Annotated in this window: 25 protein-coding genes and 2 pseudogenes; 13 read left to right on the top strand and 14 right to left on the bottom strand. The window is 47.4% G+C overall.

Going from position 1 to position 22,755, the window contains the following annotated elements; translation table 11 throughout:
- Window positions 1–17 precede the first annotated feature (17 nt).
- Complete coding sequence (locus ON05_RS10120) at window positions 18–518, top strand: hypothetical protein (protein WP_029315758.1); 501 nt, start codon at window positions 18–20, stop codon at window positions 516–518.
- Between the two features lie 276 nt (window positions 519–794).
- Window positions 795–1,151, top strand: a complete 357-nt coding sequence (locus ON05_RS10125) for a hypothetical protein (protein ID WP_010480735.1) — start codon at window positions 795–797, stop codon at window positions 1,149–1,151.
- Window positions 1,152–1,247: 96 nt separating this feature from the next.
- Here the strand turns inward: ON05_RS10125 and ON05_RS10130 are convergent, their stop codons facing one another.
- Window positions 1,248–2,501, bottom strand: coding sequence for a hypothetical protein (locus ON05_RS10130; RefSeq protein WP_010480736.1), 1,254 nt, complete (start codon window positions 2,499–2,501; stop codon window positions 1,248–1,250).
- Window positions 2,502–2,807: 306 nt separating this feature from the next.
- On the opposite strand from ON05_RS10130, the gene ON05_RS10135 reads away from it, so the two are divergent.
- Together ON05_RS10135 and ON05_RS10140 are read left to right on the top strand one after the other, a co-directional pair.
- Window positions 2,808–4,316 (top strand): FAD-dependent oxidoreductase, encoded by a 1,509-nt coding sequence (locus ON05_RS10135; protein WP_010480737.1) that lies wholly within the window; start codon window positions 2,808–2,810, stop codon window positions 4,314–4,316.
- A gap of 158 nt (window positions 4,317–4,474) precedes the next feature.
- Window positions 4,475–4,849 carry a hypothetical protein gene (locus tag ON05_RS10140; RefSeq protein ID WP_139026181.1) on the top strand — a complete coding sequence of 125 codons (375 nt, stop codon included), beginning with the start codon at window positions 4,475–4,477 and terminating at the stop codon, window positions 4,847–4,849.
- A gap of 52 nt (window positions 4,850–4,901) precedes the next feature.
- Here ON05_RS10140 and ON05_RS10145 read toward each other — a convergent pair whose 3' ends face one another.
- Complete coding sequence (locus tag ON05_RS10145; protein WP_010480739.1) at window positions 4,902–5,282, bottom strand: hypothetical protein; 381 nt, start codon at window positions 5,280–5,282, stop codon at window positions 4,902–4,904.
- A 91-nt stretch (window positions 5,283–5,373) separates the two neighbouring features.
- On the bottom strand, window positions 5,374–5,799 hold the full coding sequence (locus ON05_RS10150) for a hypothetical protein (protein WP_010480740.1): 426 nt from the start codon (window positions 5,797–5,799) through the stop codon (window positions 5,374–5,376).
- 233 nt (window positions 5,800–6,032) lie between these two features.
- On the opposite strand from ON05_RS10150, the gene ON05_RS10155 reads away from it, so the two are divergent.
- Entirely contained in the window at window positions 6,033–6,668 is a 636-nt protein-coding gene (locus ON05_RS10155; protein ID WP_010480742.1) for a TetR/AcrR family transcriptional regulator, read from the top strand.
- Between the two features lie 476 nt (window positions 6,669–7,144).
- Here the strand turns inward: ON05_RS10155 and ON05_RS10160 are convergent, their stop codons facing one another.
- The 4 genes from ON05_RS10160 to ON05_RS10175 all read right to left on the bottom strand — a co-directional run bounded on the left by ON05_RS10160 (window position 7,145) and on the right by ON05_RS10175 (window position 9,600).
- Window positions 7,145–7,873, bottom strand: a complete 729-nt coding sequence (locus ON05_RS10160) for an MgtC/SapB family protein (protein ID WP_010480744.1) — start codon at window positions 7,871–7,873, stop codon at window positions 7,145–7,147.
- A gap of 111 nt (window positions 7,874–7,984) precedes the next feature.
- Entirely contained in the window at window positions 7,985–8,416 is a 432-nt protein-coding gene (locus tag ON05_RS10165) for a PPC domain-containing DNA-binding protein (protein WP_010480745.1), read from the bottom strand.
- A 181-nt stretch (window positions 8,417–8,597) separates the two neighbouring features.
- Complete coding sequence (locus tag ON05_RS10170) at window positions 8,598–9,389, bottom strand: DUF5895 domain-containing protein (protein WP_010480746.1); 792 nt, start codon at window positions 9,387–9,389, stop codon at window positions 8,598–8,600.
- 46 nt (window positions 9,390–9,435) lie between these two features.
- Window positions 9,436–9,600, bottom strand: a complete 165-nt coding sequence (locus tag ON05_RS10175; RefSeq protein WP_010480747.1) for a hypothetical protein — start codon at window positions 9,598–9,600, stop codon at window positions 9,436–9,438.
- 612 nt (window positions 9,601–10,212) lie between these two features.
- Between ON05_RS10175 and ON05_RS10180 the strand changes: the two genes are divergently transcribed.
- The 5 genes and pseudogenes from ON05_RS10180 (at window position 10,213) to ON05_RS10200 (ending at window position 14,624) form a co-directional block, all read left to right on the top strand.
- Entirely contained in the window at window positions 10,213–11,208 is a 996-nt protein-coding gene (locus ON05_RS10180) for an IS1 family transposase (RefSeq protein WP_262561004.1), read from the top strand.
- Between the two features lie 181 nt (window positions 11,209–11,389).
- Window positions 11,390–12,655: a hypothetical protein gene (locus ON05_RS10185; protein ID WP_010472342.1), complete on the top strand. Its 1,266-nt coding sequence runs from the start codon at window positions 11,390–11,392 to the stop codon at window positions 12,653–12,655.
- Window positions 12,656–12,739: 84 nt separating this feature from the next.
- On the top strand, window positions 12,740–13,297 hold the full coding sequence (locus tag ON05_RS10190) for an MOSC domain-containing protein (RefSeq protein ID WP_010472341.1): 558 nt from the start codon (window positions 12,740–12,742) through the stop codon (window positions 13,295–13,297).
- Window positions 13,290–13,673, top strand: a pseudogene (locus ON05_RS10195) (transposase); the annotation flags it as partial. The gene ON05_RS10190 and the pseudogene ON05_RS10195, both read left to right, overlap by 8 nt.
- 156 nt (window positions 13,674–13,829) lie before the next feature.
- Entirely contained in the window at window positions 13,830–14,624 is a 795-nt protein-coding gene (locus ON05_RS10200; RefSeq protein ID WP_010472339.1) for a hypothetical protein, read from the top strand.
- 560 nt (window positions 14,625–15,184) lie between these two features.
- Here the strand turns inward: ON05_RS10200 and ON05_RS10205 are convergent.
- From ON05_RS10205 to ON05_RS10215, 3 genes and pseudogenes are all read right to left on the bottom strand, one after another.
- Window positions 15,185–16,178: pseudogene (locus tag ON05_RS10205) on the bottom strand (IS1 family transposase).
- 177 nt (window positions 16,179–16,355) lie between these two features.
- The gene (locus ON05_RS10210; protein WP_262561526.1) at window positions 16,356–16,484 is read right to left on the bottom strand and encodes a hypothetical protein; all 129 of its coding nucleotides are present in this window, start codon (window positions 16,482–16,484) and stop codon (window positions 16,356–16,358) included.
- Window positions 16,485–16,503: 19 nt separating this feature from the next.
- Window positions 16,504–17,593 (bottom strand): ISAs1 family transposase gene (locus tag ON05_RS10215; protein WP_262561528.1). Its coding sequence is split into 2 segments (ribosomal slippage): window positions 16,504–16,797 and window positions 16,799–17,593, totalling 1,089 coding nucleotides; the frame shifts between segments, so codons are not numbered across the junction.
- Between the two features lie 94 nt (window positions 17,594–17,687).
- Here ON05_RS10215 and ON05_RS10220 point away from each other — a divergent pair.
- The gene (locus tag ON05_RS10220) at window positions 17,688–17,996 is read left to right on the top strand and encodes a putative quinol monooxygenase (protein ID WP_262561530.1); all 309 of its coding nucleotides are present in this window, start codon (window positions 17,688–17,690) and stop codon (window positions 17,994–17,996) included.
- A gap of 38 nt (window positions 17,997–18,034) precedes the next feature.
- On the opposite strand, the gene ON05_RS10225 is transcribed toward ON05_RS10220, so the two are convergent.
- The gene (locus tag ON05_RS10225; protein WP_010472780.1) at window positions 18,035–18,943 is read right to left on the bottom strand and encodes a LysR family transcriptional regulator; all 909 of its coding nucleotides are present in this window, start codon (window positions 18,941–18,943) and stop codon (window positions 18,035–18,037) included.
- A gap of 166 nt (window positions 18,944–19,109) precedes the next feature.
- Between ON05_RS10225 and ON05_RS10230 the strand changes: the two genes are divergently transcribed.
- Window positions 19,110–19,757, top strand: coding sequence for a peroxiredoxin-like family protein (locus ON05_RS10230; RefSeq protein ID WP_039779858.1), 648 nt, complete (start codon window positions 19,110–19,112; stop codon window positions 19,755–19,757).
- A gap of 66 nt (window positions 19,758–19,823) precedes the next feature.
- Window positions 19,824–20,204, top strand: coding sequence for a nuclear transport factor 2 family protein (locus ON05_RS10235; RefSeq protein WP_010472778.1), 381 nt, complete (start codon window positions 19,824–19,826; stop codon window positions 20,202–20,204).
- A 160-nt stretch (window positions 20,205–20,364) separates the two neighbouring features.
- Here ON05_RS10235 and ON05_RS10240 read toward each other — a convergent pair whose 3' ends face one another.
- The 3 genes from ON05_RS10240 to ON05_RS10250 all read right to left on the bottom strand — a co-directional run bounded on the left by ON05_RS10240 (window position 20,365) and on the right by ON05_RS10250 (window position 22,383).
- A complete protein-coding gene (locus ON05_RS10240) occupies window positions 20,365–20,640 on the bottom strand; it encodes a hypothetical protein (protein ID WP_010472777.1) in 276 nt (91 codons plus the stop codon).
- 207 nt (window positions 20,641–20,847) lie between these two features.
- Window positions 20,848–21,180, bottom strand: a complete 333-nt coding sequence (locus ON05_RS10245; protein WP_010472775.1) for a P-II family nitrogen regulator — start codon at window positions 21,178–21,180, stop codon at window positions 20,848–20,850.
- 108 nt (window positions 21,181–21,288) lie between these two features.
- Window positions 21,289–22,383, bottom strand: coding sequence for a sodium-dependent bicarbonate transport family permease (locus ON05_RS10250; RefSeq protein ID WP_010472773.1), 1,095 nt, complete (start codon window positions 22,381–22,383; stop codon window positions 21,289–21,291).
- Window positions 22,384–22,755: the final 372 nt, after the last annotated feature.

Genomic DNA, 22,755 nt, shown 5'->3' on the forward strand with positions numbered 1-22,755 from the left:
AGATTTCCCAATACACAATGAACCCCAATACCCTAGCAGTCTGGAAAAACGTTGAGACTATCCTCAATGTTCGTTTTAGGCATAATATGATGGATCTTCTCTTGGATATGGCACGAAATCCAGCTATAGATCCCAAAAAGATTGCTGCTTGGATGCTGACGACCTCCACTTGCATCTGTAACGCCATTTTTGGGAAAGAGGATCCATTCCCTTTACTCTATTTCTACATTCGGGCGTTGGATAATCACTATCCTGAGCTTTTGAAACAGGTTGCCCAGGTTTATGCAAATCATGAATTGAGCGAATCCATTCCCGTTATTTCAGATCGGGATGAATTCCTTGGGATTCTCTGGGCTGCGGGCTGTACTTTTACCAACGGCGAACTGATATTAAGTGGTGAAGACATTGATATCACACCTAAAGGATTAAAGCGGTTTCGCTCAATTTGGAGTGCACCAATAGGTCTATCCGACAGTACCTATTCACAAGTAAATTTTCAAGAAAAAATGGACGCTTAAACTTCTCATCAATACTTACGCTTGACGAAAGCCACAATAAAAATTCTTATAAAGAAATCTTCTTAATTAAGATTTTTTGCATAGCAAGAAACCAATATCCAAATCTGGACTCGGATCAATAAAAAATCTACTTTTAGAAAGGCTTTCAGTATTTATACTGATTTTTCTCTCGAAGATATTGATTAGGCTAGATACAATTGTGTGGCCCTTGCGAAAACAATAATTCGATTTTATTGCGACTATTCTCATTTAGAACCATACAGGGGAGACCTGGCCATGACAGCTGATGACATAGTCAACTACTATTTGCAAAATGCTCAGTCGACCTTAGCGACACCTCAGTCACCCTCTATTTGCACAGGGACTATTGAGTCTTGGATTTGTGTTGAGGTGGGGAGAAAAATTGTCATCCATGGGGAAATTCACAATCATCCCAAACATGCGGAAGGAAAGAAGTTAAAGACTTCGCCTATCAAACACTACCTCGCTAAAGATGGTCGGGTATATGTGACGACCAAAAACTCTATGTATGAGCTAGGTATGCCCCATCCAGATTTCACTGGGGATGTAGAACTGTTGGTCGGTAACCTGGACACTCAGAAATGGGAAAAACTCACTTATTGGGAAGATTGAAATTAATATATCTCCCATAAATTCTAGGCATGATCGGCTCATGTAAAACTAAGAAATTATAAGCCATAGGGGCTAAGTCCTTACAAAGAACGCAATCTATTCCGCACAACCCAGGTTAATAGTTTTCGTCAAGCTAGGTCCTGTAATTAGACCAGGCTGAATCAGGGTTGCGGTTAACTGCACTTCGGAATAGCACTGATACTCTGCTAGGAAGGGAAACGAGTAACTTAGTTGATCATTGGCGCTCACAGCAATGGATCGCGTTTGCACTGAATTCCAGGCTGGGACAGGTCCTGTGGCGGGTGAATCGTAGCCTTTGGCGTTGATTGCAAGCACTAAATTGGTGCCAGGTTGAGTCTCTTGTTGACCCGGTTTCACTTTGACTGCAATTAGTAAGTCCATCCCTAGGCCATAGGGATTCCAACGCTGGTTGAGGGGAACCAGCTGATTATTCACCCGGTTGAAAATTTGCACATCGATAGCCTGAAGGGCAGCATGTCTGGCGGTGGGAGCTGAGGGAGTGGAAGCTGTCGGCCTTGCAGCTGCCGTGGATGCTGTAGTCTGTGCAGGCACTGCTCCATTCGTCGTGGGGGCTGGAGAGGCATTGGGAAAGACATCAGAAACGTTGTTTTCTCCCTGTAGAGAGGGGAGTACAGTGCTATCGACAGGGGTTTCGGTTGGGGTGCTGGTGGTGGGAGGTGGCGCGACTAGGGGCTTTTCTAGCTCAGAAATGGCGAATTTGCCAACAATTTTGTCGATGAGTGAGCCTCTGGACGCTTCGCCATCGGAAACAAAGTCTCCATCGGTGTCAATCAACACTGCGCCAACGGTAAATACACATTGCAGCTCCAGTCGATCGATATCTTTGCGAGCCCGGTATTGAATGTCTCCCCCTAGAAAACCACACTCATTTTGACTGGTGCGAACAGGACCTGGGAAACGGGTTTGTAAGGGCTCGGTATAGCGAGATCGGCGGGGCAGGGGCGGTAGGAACTGGGCTTCATCGCCTGGATAGGGGAGAGAATCGCGCGATAAGCCATAGCGATCGCCTTTTTTGACTTCGGTGTCCCAACACGTCACATGCACCTGTCGCCCCCCTCGGGTGTTCTCAAAGACGCGGAGAGACAGGATGCGATCGCGAGTGCAATTCAGCTTGGCAGTCGGCCATTGAGTACGGAGGGTCTGCAGAAGCTGATCACAGGTTTGCTCAGTACCACAGTCGCCTTTAACGGTGGAGGTGAGAGCTGATTTAGCAGCGGGTTCCGCCGGAGCAGAAGACTGGGCTAGGGTGGGATGCCAAGGTATAAACGCTAGTCCCACTCCCAAACTTATCCAATAAAACGTCCGCATAGTCTGTCCTTCCTGTGAGCAATGTGTCCGGTGTCCCTGTATCGTAGATATCGTCTACGAATGGCCTTATATTGTTCCGTAATTTACAGGGTTCGGGAACAAGTGCTCAATAAGTTTTGATAGATCTCAAGGCTGGATTAATATTCACATCTTAGAGAACTCATGTGGGATCTTTTTGAAAGCCATACTTGTCCAGCCCCTGAGTTATCCGGCTAATTCTTCATCGAATACTACTGTGCATGGACCGCAGATTTCATGTCATGGTGAGTAGGGAAATTGGTTACCCATCATTCAATCTCTAGAGCTATGACATCTGACTCCAAAAAACGTGTTGTCGTCGTTGGGGCTGGCTGGGCTGGCCTCGGTGCCACCTATCACCTTGTATCCCAAGGGTATGATGTCACCCTCTTGGAGGCAGGCTCTTATCCGGGTGGCCTGGTAGCGGGTTGGAAAACCGCAGGCGGTCGTCCCGTTGAAGCCGGGATTCACGGATTTTGGTATCCCTATAAAAATATTTTTGGTTTAGTCGATGAGTTAGGACTCGATCCGTTTACGGACTGGACGAAGTCCTCTCAATATTCCCCGGCAGGGCTGGAAGCAGTGTCCCCGATTTTTCAGAAGGAACAGCGCTTGCCGATGCCTTTGGGAACGTTCGCTTATCCCCAGTTTCCCCGCTTGCCGCTGGTTGATCGGCTATCTGCCTTTACGATGATGTATCCGATCATCGATTTTGATAATTCCGATGATGCCTGGCGACGCTACGACTCAGTAACGGCTAGGGAACTGTTCAAGAGGTATGGCGTTTCCGCGCGGCTCTATCGAGATGCCTTTGAACCGATGCTGTTAGTGGGGTTGTTTGCCCCAGGTGAGCAGTGCTCTGCTGCCGCTGCGTTAGGGATGCTCTACTATTTTATCCTGGCCCATCAGGCTGATTTTGACGTGGTGTGGTGTCGGGGCACGGTGGGCGAAAAGATTTTTAAACCCTGGTGCGATCGCATCTCCAATGCCGGGGGCAAAATCCTCACCCAACGCCGAGTCACCGATGTGCGACTCAATGATTTGGGCCAAGCCGATGCCGTCATTTGCGGGGATGAAGTCTTTGAGGCCGATGCGGTGATCTTTTCCGTCGGCATTACGGGCATGCAGAACATCGTCCGGGGCAGTTCCACCCTGCAGCAGCATCCTCAGTTCCGCGACATGATGAACCTAGGTGCCGTGGATATCTTAGCCACCCGCCTCTGGTTTGACCGCAAAGTCGAGGTTCCCCAACCGTCCAATGCCTGCTTTGGCTTCCATCCCACCACTGGATCTACCTTCTTCGATCTCAATGCCCTTCACGATGACTACCGTGACCAGCCAGAAACGGTCATTGAAGCAGACTTCTACCATGCCAATCAGTTCTTGGCTATGGAAGATGATGAGATTATTCGCATGGTGCAACAGGATCTAACCACTTGTCTCCCCGATTTCCGGGAGGCTAAGGTAGTCGATTCTAGCGTGATTCGCTTGCCCCGAGCGGTGACTCACTTTGCACCGGGGAGCTATCGGTATTTGTTACCGGCTCAAACTCCGATTAATAACCTCTATATGAGTGGAGACTGGGTGGTGACTCGCCATGGATCTTGGTCCCAGGAAAAAGCCTATGTAACTGGACTGGAAGCGGCCAACCATGTGATTAGCCAATTAGGTCAGGGGATTCCAGCCTCCATTGCCCCGATTGAACCCGATGAACCCCATATTCAGATGGCCCGTTCCGTGAATAAGACCGTGCGAGAGCTGCAGAAAAGCCTTTTGCCTGAGTTTTTGTTGCCATAAATGCAAAATCTTACAATCATGACCTATTAATCGAGAATTAATCGAGTTTCAGTTAATCTAGGACTAGCAAGTAAATACAGCTTCTCTGGAGCAGTGTTTGATTTCATGTGAGGCGTCATTTGAGGGCATCCTGAATTCTGGGTATTGGGTCAATGGACATGGGGGACCATGAAATGTTGGGCAATAGAGTGTACCAATCGATAAGTGCGTCCACCCTCCATGGGAAACGTCATGTCGGTGAAACTTTGAAAGTTTTGGAGCAGACCTACACCAGTGGATTAGATAAGGGTGATTTTGAATTGGCGGGATATGCCCTTGTCGTCAAATGCTACAACCTGTTTTTTCTAGGCCGCGAATTATCAAAAGTAAAGCAAGCGATCCTACAGGCCATTTGCACCCTTGATGATTGCACGATTCGAACACTACTAGTAGATGTCCCAGAAGCACATACGGCCATGGTTGATGCCATCTCAAAACTGCTGAAGGAATACCGCTATGACACGCTGATGAGTATTTTAGAGATTAAACCGTAGGCCAGCTGCTTCAAGCCTGGCTCATCATAATGCTGGATCGATGCCCAACAAACTACAGCAGATCTACAACCGCTTCAGCGACTAAGGTTTGTAATTGTTCTAGGGATTGAGCCTGATCAATCGCTTCAGCTTCGACTAAAAGCGTTAGATCGCCTGTGGCAGACTTACTGTAAATGCAGGGAAAGGAGTCATGAGCCTGCTGGGGATGTTGGCGGAGGAAAAGGTTCCTCAGATGAAACTCGTGCTCACAGGGCAGGGTATCCAGAAACTCGACCCAACCCTTTTTCTTGCGAATAAGGGAATAGGTGAGCTCGCATAAAGAGCATTCATAGGATTCAGGCGCGAAGAGTTTATGGGAGGCTTCTTGCAGGAGGCTATTTAAAGACGCATCTGCGTTATAGACAAATACAAGTTTACACGGGCTATTGGACATACCTATTCCTCCAAGGCACTCATCGGGTGACTGCAGAGTTCTGTCTCCTCTAGGCTAGCATCGAAATCCCAAAACCATCACAGCCACTGACTTATGGCATGTCACTGAGCACATTGCCAAGAATCCGCCAGCAGGCAATCGGAAAAGCAATAGCCGTTCCCCACAGGATAACGCCACAGACTTGTAAGGCTCGTCCTCGGGAAACCGCCTGTCGCCCTTTAACCACCACAGTATCCTTGATCACCTTCATCCCTGGGGGTGGAAATCGCTTAGCCCTAATGACCTGCACACCCATTTGCCAAACATAATATCCGAATACGAATAAGGGCGAGAACACGAATGCGATCGCACCCACAATATAGGCAAAATATTCCCTCACCCGCTCTGGATCCTCAGCCAGCCACTCAGTAAACCACTGAATTACGCTCTGGCACAATAACATCGCCAGTAGAAAGAGGGACGCCCCAACCACTAGCTTTCGTCGAGAGGCTGGATCAGCAGGCTGGATTTCAGACATAAGACAGAAATTGATTTAGCCATATAGTGCACGGAATTACAACACAATTAGCATTGATGATGTCGAGTCTTCAGGTTCTAGATCGAAGGAGATAGCCCCCTTGCTTCTCGCACATGACTTGCAGACCAATGATCCAACTGCCAGGATATCGAGGGCCAGGCCGATCTACCCCCTTCAACCAGCTGATAAAAGTTTCAAGTTATAATCAAGCCCATTATCATTTCACCTAGATTTTGAGTTCCACTGTTCACCACCGCAAAGCCCAAGGCGAACAAACCCGTAGAGCCATTTTGCAATGTGCCATGGATTTGGCTTCCGTCGATGGCCTGACCGGACTCTCCATTGGCGGTCTTGCCAAAGAATTGCAGATGAGTAAAAGTGGCTTATTTTCCCATTTTGGATCTAAAGAAGCCCTGCAATTAGCGGTGATTGAAGGGGCTCGTCATTTAGTGTTACGAGAAGTTGTCCGGCCCGCCCTCCGCGCCCCCAAAGGTTTACCGCGTTTATGGTCTCTTTGCCAAGCCTGGCTGCACTATACGGAGCAGCAACTATTTCGGGGGGGATGTTTTTTTGCAGCCACTTCTACTGAATTTAACAGTCGACCTGGCCCCATTCGCGATCGCTTAGCCGACATTATGGCTGAACGCCAACAGACCTTCGTCCGTCTAGTTACAAGAGCACAACAGGCAGGAGATATACATGATAGTGTCGATCCTGATCAGCTGGCTTACGAGCTAGATATGCTGCTATTTGGGGCAAACTGGGCGTTTCAGCTCTATGGAGATGGGGATGTAATCGTGCGATCGCAAGCCGCAATGCGCCATCGCCTCAAATCCGTTTGTACTCATCCAGAAGACTTTGCCTTTTGAGGTGGCGATCCCCCCACCACCGTTAGATGCTTAAAGGTTTTGGTCAGGAGACATGACGACGGGACTGCCAGCACGCTGTTGAGGAGAGCAGCTGAGTGAGGCTTGACTGCTTTGCTCACCCAACCAAAAGGTGACGGGGCCCACCAAGCCAAAAATTACAAATGAAGAAGCAAGAATCATTTTTTTAGAGCTTTCTTGCATATTGCTGATATCCCCCACCAAACCTTAACGATTTATTATCTTTGATTTAACCAATGAAATCACAAAGGCATGATAATAGCATATTTATCATCAAATTTTAATATTTATTGGAAAATTAAGGCGATAACGCCAGTAGAACGCACCTATTAGCAATATCATTCACTTAAAGAATAGATTGCTGCGATTTTATAGGTGCAAAGATCTCCCTTACAGTATTCCGCACCCAACCCAACAAAGTGACAGATGAGAGTGCTAATCTCTCAAAGCGCTAGACATTATTTTCGGGAAATCGACAGGCTATTGATCTTGTCCGACACCAGTTCCCATCGAATTTGTTGGGTATTGGCCTGGTCTTGCAGTGCTTCAGCGAGTTCATTGAGCAGCTTATCCTCTCGATGAATCGTCATCAATTCAATTTCTAGCACCACCTGCTTGGGTTTACCTAAAGACTCTAAGCTCTCACTCCGCCAAGCGCTGATCATCATGTTTGCCGTATTGATGGACTCAAGGAAGACATTACGAATTTTTTTCTCCTCATAGTGCGCGCAAATTAGAACGAACCGATAAATGCTCGTGGATGATCCAGGCTTATGGGGGCGGAACTTCAACTGCTCCACTAGAGGTCGCATCACCAGGTTGGAAAACACCACCGCAGCTGCCCCCAAGTAAGCCGGAAAAAGAAAGCCGCCTCCCACAAGGGTTCCAACGGAGGCAGAACACCATAATGTTGCTGCCGTATTCAGTCCTCTGACGCTAGTGCCTTCTCTTAATATGACACCCCCTCCTAGAAAGCCTACTCCAGAAACAATTTGAGCAGCCACCCGGGTTGGACTAGAGTCTTGAGCATGCATTAGCGACATCATCACAAACATAGATGAGCCAATACAGACCAAAACATTCGTTTTTAGAACAGCCCGAGTCTGTCGCCACTGCCGTTCGATACCGATCGCACTTCCCAAAATCAGAGCAACGGTCAGCCGTAAGCTGAAATCAATCCAAGTCATGCAAAAATTGCTCGATAATGCGTTTCGATTCTGACGCAATCAGGTTAAGTCAAGGCTAAGAACAATCATTTTATTCTCTTATTTTTAGACCTAAGTCAAGAATGAGGAAGATTAGGAAATCGAGCTACTCTCCAACTCTGGATATCCAGTCAAGGCATCCCATTGTCGAGTAAATCGCAGGTTCGTGAACTGGGCAATCACCAGTTCTAGCGTGGTATACACCTGACACCCTTTTACCAGATGGCCTCCTTTACAATCTCCCCATTCATTGGCAACGGTCATATGCAAGTGCACACCAGCTGCGCTAAGGGTTCCAGATAAAGTTAAAATTTCATATTTTCCAGCCAATTCTGTAGGTTCTTTGGCATTCGCAAATCGCAACTGCACGCGGCTCAAGCTGCCCACTGCACTCAAGATGCTACCAGCGCTGATCTGCTCACGTTTAGCAATTTCTTCTATAGTTTGACGCACATCTGTACCAGGGGATAATCTAACCGCAAAAACGTTGAGAGAGCCTAGTTCTTGAACCTGTTCTAAATCCATTGCTCAGGGTTGAGTTCCGCTTCATGGGTCATTATAGAGCTAAGTTTTCTCAGGGTTTCGCCTGTAAACGAAAGAGGACGGGCATTTTTTCCTACCCGTCCAGCTCGTCCTAACTATGGTGCCGCCGCTACCTTAAGGATGCTCAACTGCGTGCGGGCAGAGTAGTCCTGCCCACAAAGGTCTAAAAGGCGAGATCATCGACTATTGCGTCAAAACGCTCAGGCATGCCTTTATCTAAATCACTTTGAGCACGATCACCCTGGGCAAAATTCGCTTGCGCTTCAAAGTCAGCGATGAGCTTTTGCTTAACGATAGGATCATAGCCCAAGAAAAAGTTGCGCCAGTTTTCGCTGGTGGGTTGACCATGCTCCACAATTGAACAAACCCAGGATTTCTTCTCTTGTCCTTTCAGGATGGGCTGCAGTTTAACCGCAAAAATCGATAAGGCAAAGAAGCGATCGCCACGGGGCTTGCCGTAGGCCCAGTTCATTTGGGAGTGGAACTGATTATAATGCTCACCAAAGGAGCCACATAGAGAGCCTTTCGCGGTGAATTGCAGAGGTGACTGATGGAGAAGTTGCTTTTGCCGACTAACCAAATACACCAAATAGCGGGTTTTCAAAATCACTTCCTCGGGATTGTAGCTATCCCGATCAAAGGCTCCTAAGAAGGCCCGGTCTTTGCGCGAAAACATCAACAGGGGAGACCGTCGCAGAACCGCCATACGAGCTGTGAGGCTCCGATAGCCCACAGCAACGCCCCCTGACATGAAATAGGCGTCATGGGATTGCCACTCGGGGGTGGGCTGGAAGTTAACTGCCGCCGCATTATCAGCAGAGATAAAGAATCCAGCCTGCTGGGGATCTTCATGATTGAGCACTTGTAAATAGGGCAGGGGCTGATAGGCAGGACCATATTCATCCCCAGCAAATTCGTCAATTTGAGCAGGTTGAGTGAGGGTTGCGGACATCATTATTGAAATCTCCTTGATGGTTAGTTGAGGGTGGGGAAAGCGGTCTTTAGGCAGCCCATTGGGAGGTATGAGACTCCAGGCTGTTATATCCCTGCATATACTCTGGATTCCTGGCGTACCGAGGTGGCAGGGATTTCAATGCATCTTCAAGTCCTTGGCAATAGGCACTCTGGCATTGAGCATCTAAAAAAATGATTTGAAAGTGAGACATATGAACACCTGCATCCAATTAAGTGAGGGAGTGATGATGCGATGGCGTTGTCAAGGCTTGGCAACGCCAGTTGAGAAAGGTCACCCGACGGAAGAAGGTGTTTTTCTCGTTCGCATAGTACAAGTGTATCAGTATAAATATACTATTGCAACACCGTGATTTAGACCTAGAGTCCACACCGCCACAAGCTTTAAGCTCATATCGGGGTCTCCAGGCTTTAATAATTTGTTACTAAAGAAATAGATCAGGTGAAAAAGCCTAAATATCGAAGTACTGACCTGAATTAGAGATTTAATTGCATATAAAATGGATATATTCTGACAAATTCCAGATTTTCAAGATAAAGCTCTTGCCCGAATTGTTGAGCCCTTCTCCAGCCCTGCCATAACCAGGGCGTTTCAGCTTACGTATAGGGAGCTACTCAGGGTGACTCGCCGCAATAGTCGCGAGAATGAGTCGCAAGCACAAATCGTGCCCGACTAGCATCAATCTTTCAAAAATTACATTTATAGAACTATCAGAAGTTAATTAAAAACTGGGAATCCTAAATAAGGCACTGGTCTGTTAGCAGGATCTAGCTATAATGCTTCCGACGCAACCTAATGTAGATCAATGGAATGCCCATATTGTCTAAGCGAGAAGATCCTAAAGCGCGGCTTTGATAGCCTGCAAGATGGGACATTAGTCCAGCGATATCAGTGTAAGGATTGCAATCGGCGTTTCAACGAACGCACGGGTACCCCAATGGCTCGCTTACGCACCGCTAGTTCAGTAGTGAGCTATGCCATCAAAGCTCGCACCGAAGGGATGGGTATTCGTGCTGCAGGTCGAACTTTCGGTAAATCTCATACCACCATTATGCGTTGGGAAAAACGCCTAGCAGACCAAGCACAGAACTGGTCACCTCCCGCACCAGCAGCCTCTGATGTGACGGTAGAAGGGGATGAAGTTTACACGCGTGTAGGCAAAAATCTTCCCCCCAGCCAATCCCAGGGCTGGACCATCCATTTCCTTGAACGCGAAAGCCGCTATTGGTTGACAGCACAAGCTGGCCTCAAGGATGCACAACTTTTTGCAAATGGCGTTTACTCAGCTTGGGAGTGGGTCAAAGCCTGTGATGGGATTCGATGGTTTACCGATGGTGAGAGGCGTTATGGACAAGAACTTTGGAAGCTCGCCAATGTCTATCTCAATGGTGAGGAGTGTCATCCTGACTATGGGCATCGCAAGGTTTGGCGAGAGGGGTTAGAAGTCGCGATGAAAGTTAAAGGGTCTCAGGGGAATCGGCGAGTAGAGTGGGTGAAAGCAGAGCATCCCTTTACCGCTATCAGTCTAGGGTCTGAGGTCCATGCCAATCATAATGAGGCTCACAATGCTGCCTTGAGGAGACGATGTAGTGCTTATCGAAGACGGCAGAATCTCTACGCTAAGAAGCGGTCGGGGTTACAGCGAGTGCTAGATGTACAACGCCTGATTCATAACTGGGTTAGACCCCATTGGGGGCTCAGTAAGCAGACCACACCAGCAATGGAGATGGGATTTTGTTCTCGTCCGTTGAGCACACTAGAACTCCTCACCAATAAAGGGTTTAGGTATGTGCCCTGTTAGTAGACCAGTGCCTAAAATAAATGATCAGTTTTTTATGGCTAACAAACAAAAAAATCTGATCATTCTTTAAGTTCAGTTTTAAATGTATATTTTTTCTAAAAAATCCAAGCAATAAATATACAGCTATTCAGATAGAGCCAACAAAAACTTATATCTTTTCTTCTATTCTTAAAAAGTATTTATGCTGCAATCCAATATCTTAAGACTTGCCCGTCAGGGTCAACCTGACGCCATCACCTATGCTCTCAATCATGTGTTGCAAACCTTAGCTGTGACAGGGAGAGCAATTATTGAAGCTGAAAAAATTATTTTTATCATCCAAAAATCAGACGGAATTCCACCCAAAGCACCTGTTGAGAAATACATTAAAAACTTCTTGCTACATCTTCAGATCCCCTTGATTAGACAAGTCGAAATTTATGCTAAGGATACCCCCACTCAATCCTTGCAGTGGTTTAGTCAGTTCTTAATTGAATCTTTAAACTCCGAACCCTCGAATGTCGGGTCATCCCAATCGACTGAGCAGAGCACTTCATTCCCCACTGCTGCCGCTGATTCGAAAGACAACGCCCCAGCGGATCCAGATGACACAACTCCCCGTGTTACTCCAGATACCAGCCCCCCTTGGAATACGCCAGCTGCTACAACGGACGTTCAAACACCAGATCCAGTTGACTTTGAGCAGTTACCTCAAGACTTACAACAACGCATCAAAGCAGCAGGGTTGAGGGCGGGTGAAACTCGGTCCTGGCAAGAAGCCCAGAAAATGTATAACAAAATCCCTAAGAATGTCTGTCGTCTGGGAGCCAAGGGCATTAGTCAATATAAACAAAATCACGACTGGAGCCATAAAAAATCCCATGCCCACGGCGGATCTAGCAAGGCGAGGAATGGAGACTGGGAAGCCTCATCTGTAAATCGGGCACGGGGTCAGAAAAATATCACTCCCACCGAAAAACAAAATATTGCCAAGGCCAAAGCAAAGATTAACTTCCAAGCAGGCACGAAGGTCGTTGCCACCCAGGCTGTTAAAGCTGGAAAGTCAGCTTTGGGATTTGAATTAGCTTTTAGTGGTCTGAATAATTTTGTGGCGGTTCAGCAAGGCCAAAAATCCGTTGAAGATGCCCTAGTAGATACGTTGAAAGCCTCTGCAACTGCTGCAGCAACAACGACCGTTGTCACAGGCGGTATTGTGGCCATTTCTATCGTCTTTCCCCCAGCAGGAGCCGCTTTTGCGACGGCTGCACCGGTACTGAAAATCGTCGGCAAGGTGAATTGCCTCAAGCGGGTGATCGGTATTTTGTCGGAGAGTGACAAGGTCGAAGGGGCCGATCAAATTCAGGCGTTAATGGACTCCTACGGTTTGGATGAAAAGGAGCTGATCTACCGAGACTTGGTGATGGATGATGATCTGGCTAAATTAAAGCTCGATATGGGGATGTCCTAAAGCCTCTCCTTCACCAGAATGTTTCACGGCTGGATGTCCAACCCAATTGAACGAGCAGTGCTATCTAACGGATAGTGCTTCAGAATGGAACTATGCTTTGAATGGATCATCTTTGTCGGCACCACGGCCATGCCAAATTTACACGCCTCCCAATCTCCTGTTACCAACCTGCAGGGACGGATTGTGCAGATTAACTTGTCCGATGGAGGTGTACCCAAACAGTCGGTTCCTAGCGTTCAGATTAACAAAGAGGGGCTGGTTGGTGACCGTCAACAGAATCTTAAACACCACGGTGGTCCAGATCGAGCCGTTTGTTTATGGTCTGCAGAAATCATCGATATGCTGCAAGGGGAGGGGCATCCCATTGAACCAGGAGCTGCGGGAGAAAATATTACCGTGGCAGGTTTAGATTGGCAGCAGTTAATACCTGGAATTCAGCTGCAGTTAGGAGAGAGGGTGCGTTTAGAGATCACGGACTATGCTCAGCCTTGCCGCACAATTGCCCGCTACTTTAAACTCCGTCGCTATGGTCGTATTAGTCAAAAACGGAATCCGGGGATGAGTCGGCTTTATGCCAAAGTTTTAGAAGGTGGCTATGTGAGTGTAGGAGATAGTATTCATTGTCCTAACCATTGCTCCTAAAATTCATCTGGTGATGGACTGTTTAAACACTCATCAATCTGAGGCTGTTGTCCGCATTGCTGCTGAGCTAGAACCAGAGCCACTTGAGCTAGGAGAAAAAGGGAAATCGGGTATCCTCAAGTCGATGGCTACCCGAGCTGAAATTCTACAAGATCCTGCTCACCACCTGGTCGTGCATTTCACTCCCAGGCATTGTTCTTGGCTCAATCAGATTGAGATTTGGTTCAGTATACTTGTGCGAAAGCTATTGCGCCGCTCAAGCTTCAACAGTCAGGCTCAGCTCAAAACTCAAACATTGGAGTTTGTCGAATACTTCAACCGCACGATGGCAAAGCCTTTTAAATGGACCTATAAGGGGAAGCCATTGGCTGCTTGAATAGTCGGTTTATTTACGCCATATAATACTAGTTGAAACTTTGTCGCTATGGTCGTATTAGCCAAAAAAGTTATCCAGGTACGAGCTGTCTTTATGCGAAAGTATTATCGATTGGCTCAATTAGTTCATTAACTGTGCTTGAATTGGCGTAATAATATGAATCAGGTTTCCATTAAAGATGTCCCTCGAAATATGAGACGAACAGGGATGTTCCTTTTTCGAAGTGCATTTATGGAAGCTTTACATCATGAAAAGCCCATGTGTGTAGTACATGCAGCTCATGCGGCCGAAATTTTGTTAAAAGCTCGAATAGCTCAAGAACATCCCCTCCTAATTTTTTCAAAATTACCCAAGGCATCTCCTACCAAAGACACTCTTACGCTGATAGATTTGCTAGAGAACGGTCGTACTCTGTCATATGAAGAGTTACCTAATCAACTATGGGCAACTACGGGAATTAGAATTGATAAAGTCGAACAGTACCGTGCATTTGGTAGGCTAAGAAACCAAATTATTCACTTGTCGCTGGTAAATGCTGACACGAGAGAAGATGAGTTAACGATACGCTATTCACTCGAAGTGTTAGATCCTTTAGTAGAGAGCTTTTGGGGAAAGTCTGTAATTGACTTTATAACAAACGATCCCTATTATGCTGACGATGTTTATTCAGGATCATTAGAACAGTCGATCAGAAATTTTTTTGAAATAGACCAGCGATTAAGACGATTATTGGGGGATGCTAGTAAACGAGCATGGGAGCACTTGAACGCACACTTAAATGGAAGCTATAAAGATGCAACTGATGAAGAATGGGAAAGGTGGAATCAGTCTAAGACTAGTGAAGATTGGGAAGCTGAGTATGAAAGTTTTCTAATGTCACAGCCTGAGAATCAAGCCAAACAGCAAGCGGAAGATGCAGCTCATTGGAATGCCTTTCTTGATTCTTTCTAGGTTGTTTCCCACATATCAATATTGATATGTGGGAAACAACTTTTGATTTTGTATAGCAGGAAGGCTAACCAAAAGCATGCAGTGGATGATTGAATGCTTATGATATTTTCCCAAAATTACTCGTCGCCGCTGATGGAAATCTTTGGCAAGTTTCAATGTGGACAAACCAATGATTAGATTTTTTATTTCGACCAATAGTTATGGGAAATATCGATATATCTCCTTGCGATGGAGAATTTGGACAAAATTAACTACATTATCGCGATAGGTTAAACCAATACGATGGAGAATATCGTCGTATATGGTAGTAACCTTTCTGTGCTTTTAATTTTTTGATGTTGCTCAGGTTTTGCAAATTACCTTCACTCTCAACATCTTCAATAACTGACTTTACCTTGGCCAGTAGCGCTTTATTTTGAATCTTCGCTAGATCTTTCGCAAAGCTTTTTCTGAATTCGACTTGCACCCTTATGTCTCCAGAACCTGGAAAATAGAGGCTCGATCAACTCTCTCGCTGTTTTCGCCTTCGGTGATTGCCTGGGTTAATGGGCACTGGTCTACTAACAGGGCACATACCTAAACCCTTTATTGGTGAGGAGTTCTAGTGTGCTCAACGGACGAGAACAAAATCCCATCTCCATTGCTGGTGTGGTCTGCTTACTGAGCCCCCAATGGGGTCTAACCCAGTTATGAATCAGGCGTTGTACATCTAGCACTCGCTGTAACCCCGACCGCTTCTTAGCGTAGAGATTCTGCCGTCTTCGATAAGCACTACATCGTCTCCTCAAGGCAGCATTGTGAGCCTCATTATGATTGGCATGGACCTCAGACCCTAGACTGATAGCGGTAAAGGGATGCTCTGCTTTCACCCACTCTACTCGCCGATTCCCCTGAGACCCTTTAACTTTCATCGCGACTTCTAACCCTCTCGCCAAACCTTGCGATGCCCATAGTCAGGATGACACTCCTCACCATTGAGATAGACATTGGCGAGCTTCCAAAGTTCTTGTCCATAACGCCTCTCACCATCGGTAAACCATCGAATCCCATCACAGGCTTTGACCCACTCCCAAGCTGAGTAAACGCCATTTGCAAAAAGTTGTGCATCCTTGAGGCCAGCTTGTGCTGTCAACCAATAGCGGCTTTCGCGTTCAAGGAAATGGATGGTCCAGCCCTGGGATTGGCTGGGGGGAAGATTTTGCCTACACGCGTGTAAACTTCATCCCCTTCTACCGTCACATCAGAGGCTGCTGGTGCGGGAGGTGACCAGTTCTGTGCTTGGTCTGCTAGGCGTTTTTCCCAACGCATAATGGTGGTATGAGATTTACCGAAAGTTCGACCTGCAGCACGAATACCCATCCCTTCGGTGCGAGCTTTGATGGCATAGCTCACTACTGAACTAGCGGTGCGTAAGCGAGCCATTGGGGTACCCGTGCGTTCGTTGAAACGCCGATTGCAATCCTTACACTGATATCGCTGGACTAATGTCCCATCTTGCAGGCTATCAAAGCCGCGCTTTAGGATCTTCTCGCTTAGACAATATGGGCATTCCATTGATCTACATTAGGTTGCGTCGGAAGCATTATAGCTAGATCCTGCTAACAGACCAGTGCCGTTAATGCTATATCTTCAATAGACCTCTTGCAATATTCGTTCCATGATGTGCTACTAACTCAATTTATGCTGCGATCTGACTTGGGTTTTTAGTTCGCTACCATATCGTTAGCTGAATTATGCAAGAGGTCTAATGATGTCTGTCAGAAAACCAGAGATTTCTTCTCGGTTGTCTTGGAGTAATTCGACAATTGCAGTTTTTACAATTTCTTTGAGTTGATCTGGGTTTAAAACAGTTTCAGACATCGTATACCTCAGGGCTGTTTTAAGTTAGCAGCGAAAAAATAATATCGACCCGATTAGCAAGCTTAGTCATCGCGGTTTTGAGGGATTGATAGTCGTTTAGCCGCAGGATATTAATCCCAATAGTTCTAAGCACTGACCAATTGAGCAGTGCTTGTTCATCTTCGAGTCGATAATCATCTTCGCCAAAAACAACATCCTTCGGCCAATGCAACCGATTTTCAATGCCCCAATGTTCTCGGACCAGAGATTGCCAATGATGGGGTGAGGTGGCAGCTGAACTGATGTAATAGGCGGTGTTGTGATACTCCTTTCCTTTGCTTTGTGCCCCATCGTTGGACACAAAGCACAGAGCGAATTGCTGTCCATTCTTGTAGGGCTATGCCGACAGGCTCATAAACCTGTATACACCGATGTTCATCTCGTCCTCTACTTTGGGCGGAGTGGATGTGCTCAGCCATGGGTTTAAGACACTCAAAGTAAGTCTGGAGGTGGTCGTAAAGTCTTCCCTGATTGGATTTGACCGCCACAAGATAGTCGTTACCCGAGGCCACAATCTTCTCAAGTGTTTTTTGGGCGTGTAAGGCATCCATGGTAATCAGCAAGCCATCGAGTTGAAGGGTTTCCAACAAAGCCTGGACGACTTTGATTTCGCTATTATCCTCCTGAGTGAGGGCTTCGAGCTTGAGGGTGGTGCCTGCTTCCACCGCAAATAAACTCACCAACCCTACAAAACGCTGCTTCCCCTTGGCATCTGTCAGCCCCTGACGAATCCGTTTGCCATCAATGGAGGCTGCATAATTATCGGGAGAGTGAGTCTGGGCTTTCGAGAGCATCCATGCTTCAAATTGGTGGCTCAACGCTTGGAAGTCAAGCCCCTTCATCACTCGACGAAAGGTACAGTGAGACGGAACTTCGAGGCTCTCAAGCCCCAATAGCTCACTTAAAGGCTGGCGATAATCGCTCACAAAGGTTTCTAACGGACGGTACCCTTGATATCCAGCAAGCATGCCCATCACCATCAATAGCAACAGCAGCCATAACGGATGAATACGGCCATGGGCACTGCGGAAATCCGGGACTTGCTTCAAAGTATCGATTAGATGGCTCATCGGTCTCTCTACTGTTGGTCAGTAGAACCATCCTATTTTTTCTAGGAGGAACGTAAAACAACCCTGTCGTATACCTTGTTTGTCTAATTAAGTCATGATAATCATCACTGGAAAGATAAAAGTTCAATCTTCTGAAGAGTTGGCTAGAGTCAAGGAAGTACTGATACGTCGTGCCCAGAAAAGCCGCACAGACAAAGGCAATATCGAATATATTTTCTCTCAGAATCTCGAAGATCCAACCGAGATTATTCTCATCGAGAAATGGACTGACCTCGCATCCCTCCAGGAACATCTGCAAATCCCTGATGAAGAATTCTCCACAATCATCGGCTCAGCCCTGATTGAGCGAGCAGTCGTTCTTTCCCATGAAGCGACAGCAGAGCGGACGCTCTTAGAACGGTAAGTCCCCCCCTTTCTGCAAGACAAACGCAATCGAGAACATCAAGGCATCACCAAGCGGGGAACGTTCTGCTTAAAGAATTCAATGAAAACTTTGAGTTTGAGGGGAACATAGCATCTAGAAGGATAGACAAACCACGCGGCAGTACTAAAGTCCGTACCAGTGACCTCATAGGCTGGCAATACATCCACCAGGGTGCCTGTTCGTAAGTCTTCATTGATCAGCCAGTTGGGGAGTAAGGCCAATCCCATATTTGCGATCGCACATTGCTGCAGAGCAATACCGTTGGAAATCACCGTGTTGCCATGAATCGGCACTTCCGTTAAGGTCCCTTGGGCATCTTTGAACAACCATTGAGACTGAAACCCTGCCAATGGGAACCGCAAACAATTATGGTCCGCAATATCCTCGGGAGTGGCAATCGGGGGCGACTGCTTTAGATAATCTGGACTGGCACAAACCCGATATCGAGTCTGCATCAACTGCTGAGCAATCAAGGTAGAATCCCGGAGCAGCCCCAGGCGAATCGCGACATCAATTCGGTTGAGCAACAAATCCTCAACGGCATCTGAAAATAATAAATTGACTGTCAGGTCTGGATACAGTTGCTCAAACTGAGGTAGGAAAGGCACGATACACTTCAAGCCAAAAGAGGCCGATACCGTCACCCTTAACTGTCCCTTGGGTTGTCCCACCACATCTGCCGCGATTTCCGACGCCTGCTGCAGCTCCTCGATCAAAGGCTCAATTCGTTCAAAATAGGTTTTGCCTGCTTCCGTCAGGGAAAGCTGGCGCGTCGTCCGCTGTAGGAGCCGTAGGTCGAGTTCCTTCTCCAGTCCAGCAATGGCACGCGATACCGAGGATGGATCAATGTTGCGATCGCGAGCGGCTCCCGCAAAACTACCCTGCCGAACGACATCCACAAACAACTTCAGTACCGATATATCCATTGAGGTCCTATCCTTGACGCCCAGAAATTCTTGCATGAATTCTTATTTCATTCATGAATATAATGCACGAGTATCATGCACGCATGGGGCTTTATTGTTCAATTTCTCCTGAGTACAGTGGAAATACATTCAGGTGAATCACGAATTGCAGTCATTGGAGGTTGCCATGTCCCTCGCCACAGAATTACAAGCCGTTACGGAAAACGTTCGCCAACAGGCCCCAGAAAACGTTTTTACCACCATGGAAGCCGCCACCGCTAAACTCGCCGCCACCGGGATTACAGACCAAGCCTTACAAACCGGACAAACTATGCCCGATTTTGAATTGCCGGATGCCACGGGCAAATCAGTTAGCAGCAGTGAGTTACGAGCGAAAGGTCTGCTGCTGATTTCCTTCTATCGGGGTAACTGGTGTCCCTACTGCAATCTAGAGTTACAGGCCCTACAAGCTCGATTGGACGATATCACGGCTTTAGGGGCAACGCTAGTAGCGATTTCACCAGAGTCCCCGGATCAATCCCTCACCACCCAAGAGAAATTTGATCTGAAGTTTCCAGTGCTAACCGATACCGGGAACCAAGTTGCACGCCAATTTGGGCTCGTCTTTACCCTCGACGAAAGTCTGCGCCCCATTTATAACAATTTTGGAATTGATATCACCACTCACAATGGCGATCAGAGTTTTGAATTGCCCATCCCCGCCACCTATCTGGTCGCCGCTGATGGCACCGTCTTAAACCGCTTTGTTGATGTTGACTATCGGGAACGGTTAGCCCCAGAAACTGCCTTGGCTTGGTTACAAGCAGCCCAGTAAATTTCAAGGCTGTGGCAGGTTCTGCTGTAGCCCTACCGATCCGTCTACCCCTAGATTTCCTTGGATATGTTGAGTAACGACCCAAAAAATACCGTACTAGCGGCAACGACTGCAGCGAGTCAACAATGGCAAGCTGCGTTTAATGCAGGCAATGCAGCCCTGTGTGCAGCCCAATATGAGCCTACCGCGACGATGCATGCGAGGCCCTTTGGCACCTTTACCGGAACAACTGAAATTCAAGCCTTTTGGCAAAAACTGATAGCCGATGGATTCTCGGATGTTGAATATCTAGACCCCACCATTGAGGTGATGGATGCCACTAGCGCCGTTCTGACCGCTGGCTGGAAAATGAATAACGCCCAGGGGGTGATCCACAAAGAGCTTTGGGTTCTTCAGGCCGATGGTACCGCTAAGCTCCGAGAAGATGACTTCGAAGCGATGAGCTAGAGACGTTCAGGAAAACTCAAATATGAACCCGCAATGGGTTCCCGCATGGCCATCAGTCTGCTCTTGGCAGGCTATGACGTGATTATCTGAAGCCTGAGCCTTTGCTCCATCAGCCCTTCTTAATCCCTAAAGAACAAAGTATTTATCGAGAGTTTGAGTACTAATCCACTTGGAAAGGGGGAGTAACTTGAGAAGGCTGTGGGGTTGGAGAAGGACTTGGGGTTGGTGAGGAATTGGAGGAGTCAGGCCTTGAAGGTTGGGCCGTACAGTTGGACACTTGAGAACTGGCAAAAATAAGGAGTCCGCTCAGGGTTGCACCCAGTAAAAAGATCCACGCATGGGACGGGTAAAGGGAGCCCATCAAGTGGCGACCGTTATAGATATGGATAGACCAACTGCGATCGCAATCTTGCAGCGAATGTTTAACTTTGCTCATGCTTGTCACCATTGTTGTCTGTGAGAAGGAGGCTAGAGAGGCAATCAGGGTGAACCATCATCAGCCCACGGATCAGTGTGGAGTAAGGGATTCAATCGCTCCTTGGCTATCGGCCTCGGCCCATGAATACTTCACTAGCATCCATATCTTGAGGGGATGCAGCCCCAAACAGCCGGCTTTTACTGTTTGAAGCTGCGTCGTCTTGATTCAACACCCGTCTGGCCCACAGAACTGGTGGGCGCTCAATACCTCCGCATCACATAGATAGGCGATGCCAGAATAATCATCAAAAAACTGTGCTGCTACCTCATCCGAAATCTGGATGGCCATCTCCCGCGTTTCGGTCAGCACCTCGATTTTTATATTCGAGAAGGTGTCCGAGACGCTGGGTTGTCCCGACGAGCGCACATTGCGACTGCCTTTACCACCGGCGTCAACCACTGTATAACCAGTCGCACCAGCTTCATCAATAATCTGAGCGATCTTTTTCAGTAACAATTTTTCCGTGACGATAACGAGCTTCTTAGCTGGCTTGGCCATATCGGTTACCTCCTGATATATGTATTCATTGAACGATCGATAAGCTTAGAGAGACGGTAGTATCCTATTCACCGAGACGCCCCATTGAGCCCTCGGTCCTGTCTGAAATCAGCTACCCCCCATCAACGCTTGGGCAAGTCCGATGTAGAGGGGGATTCCTAAAGCCAGTGCCACCGGTGTGCCGACGGCAGTGGACGAACCGATATAAGCGGAAGGATTCGCTGACGGGATACCCGCTCGTAACGTGGGCGGCCCTGAGATATCTGAACTGGAAGACGCGATAACGGCTAGAATCACGCAGCCACCGGGGCTAAATCCTGTGATGATATGGGCAATCCAGCCGAGTCCAAAAGCAATCAACCCATGGACAAGCGGCCCCACAAAGGCATATAGGGCATACCACTGGCCTACCTTACGCAGCTCGCTAATTCTGGCCGTTGCCTCCATCCCCATAACCAACATTAGGATCGAAAGTAGGCCGCGAAAGAGGGGGTTAAAGAAACTCTCATACACACTTTCTGGCCGTGTGAGTATACCCAGAACAAGACCGAGCAGAAGGGCTGATAGGGCAGAGCCTTGAAGGCTATCCTTAATGATGGGCCATATCTTAACCCGCTTGCGGGCGGTGCTGCGTTGCTTACGACGATACTCGACAGCGGTACCGCCCTGGCTACCGAGATACTCCTGCTTGCTGAGGGGCTCATCTGCGAAATCACGCTGCTTGCTGAGATAAACACTCGCCAAGACGATCGCCGTCACTAAAGCTGGGATATCCATAAAAGGATAGAGGGCGGCGGCCCAGGGTTCATAGGTGATACCTTCTGTTTCCAGTAACGTCAGGGCGGCGGCGAGGGTAGAGCCACTGACGGCACCGAACAAACCTGCGGTGGCAATGGCGTCAACGGTTTTGACGTTTGGCATCTTCGCTAAGGTATAGCGCCCGATAAACACGATCAGGATCCCCACTATCATGGCGAACACTGCAGGCAACAGCATTTCCGCTAGATTGGCATTGCGAATGGCAATCCCACCGCTCAGACCGACTTTGATCAGCAGCATAAAGACGATGAACTTGTAGATCGCGTCGGGAATTTGTAGGCGGCTATGGACAGCGGCAACGACCATACCTCCGATCAGAAAGCCAAGGGTTGGCGACTGCAACTTCGAAAGGAAGAGCGTCATAAAATTGGTCAAAAATTCCACTTTAAAATACCTCCTTCTTCCTCCTCTTATGAGGAGTGACAATTGTGATTAGTGAGCTATTAAAGGTTGAAGAAAGTTGGGATGAAGCGCTTCATCCTCCCTACAGCACAGGTGTTACTCAAAAACCTATCGGCGTTTTAGAGATGGCCATTCTCTAAATCCTGTTGAAAGGTGATGCCGTTCTGTAGGGACTCTAAATAGATTAGAGTCTATCAAGATACAAATCTGTATATACTTAAGTCTATCCTAAAAAATACGTTAATACTCGGTTTTTCCCTCGAACGAACGAAGTAATATCAAATCTGATTCAAAAGAAAAACTTATAGCTCAATAAATACAATATCCGTTTTGATTATGTAAAGCGCGATCGCT

Source organism: Acaryochloris sp. CCMEE 5410 (genome assembly GCF_000238775.2).
In the GTDB taxonomy this organism is placed as follows: domain Bacteria; phylum Cyanobacteriota; class Cyanobacteriia; order Thermosynechococcales; family Thermosynechococcaceae; genus Acaryochloris.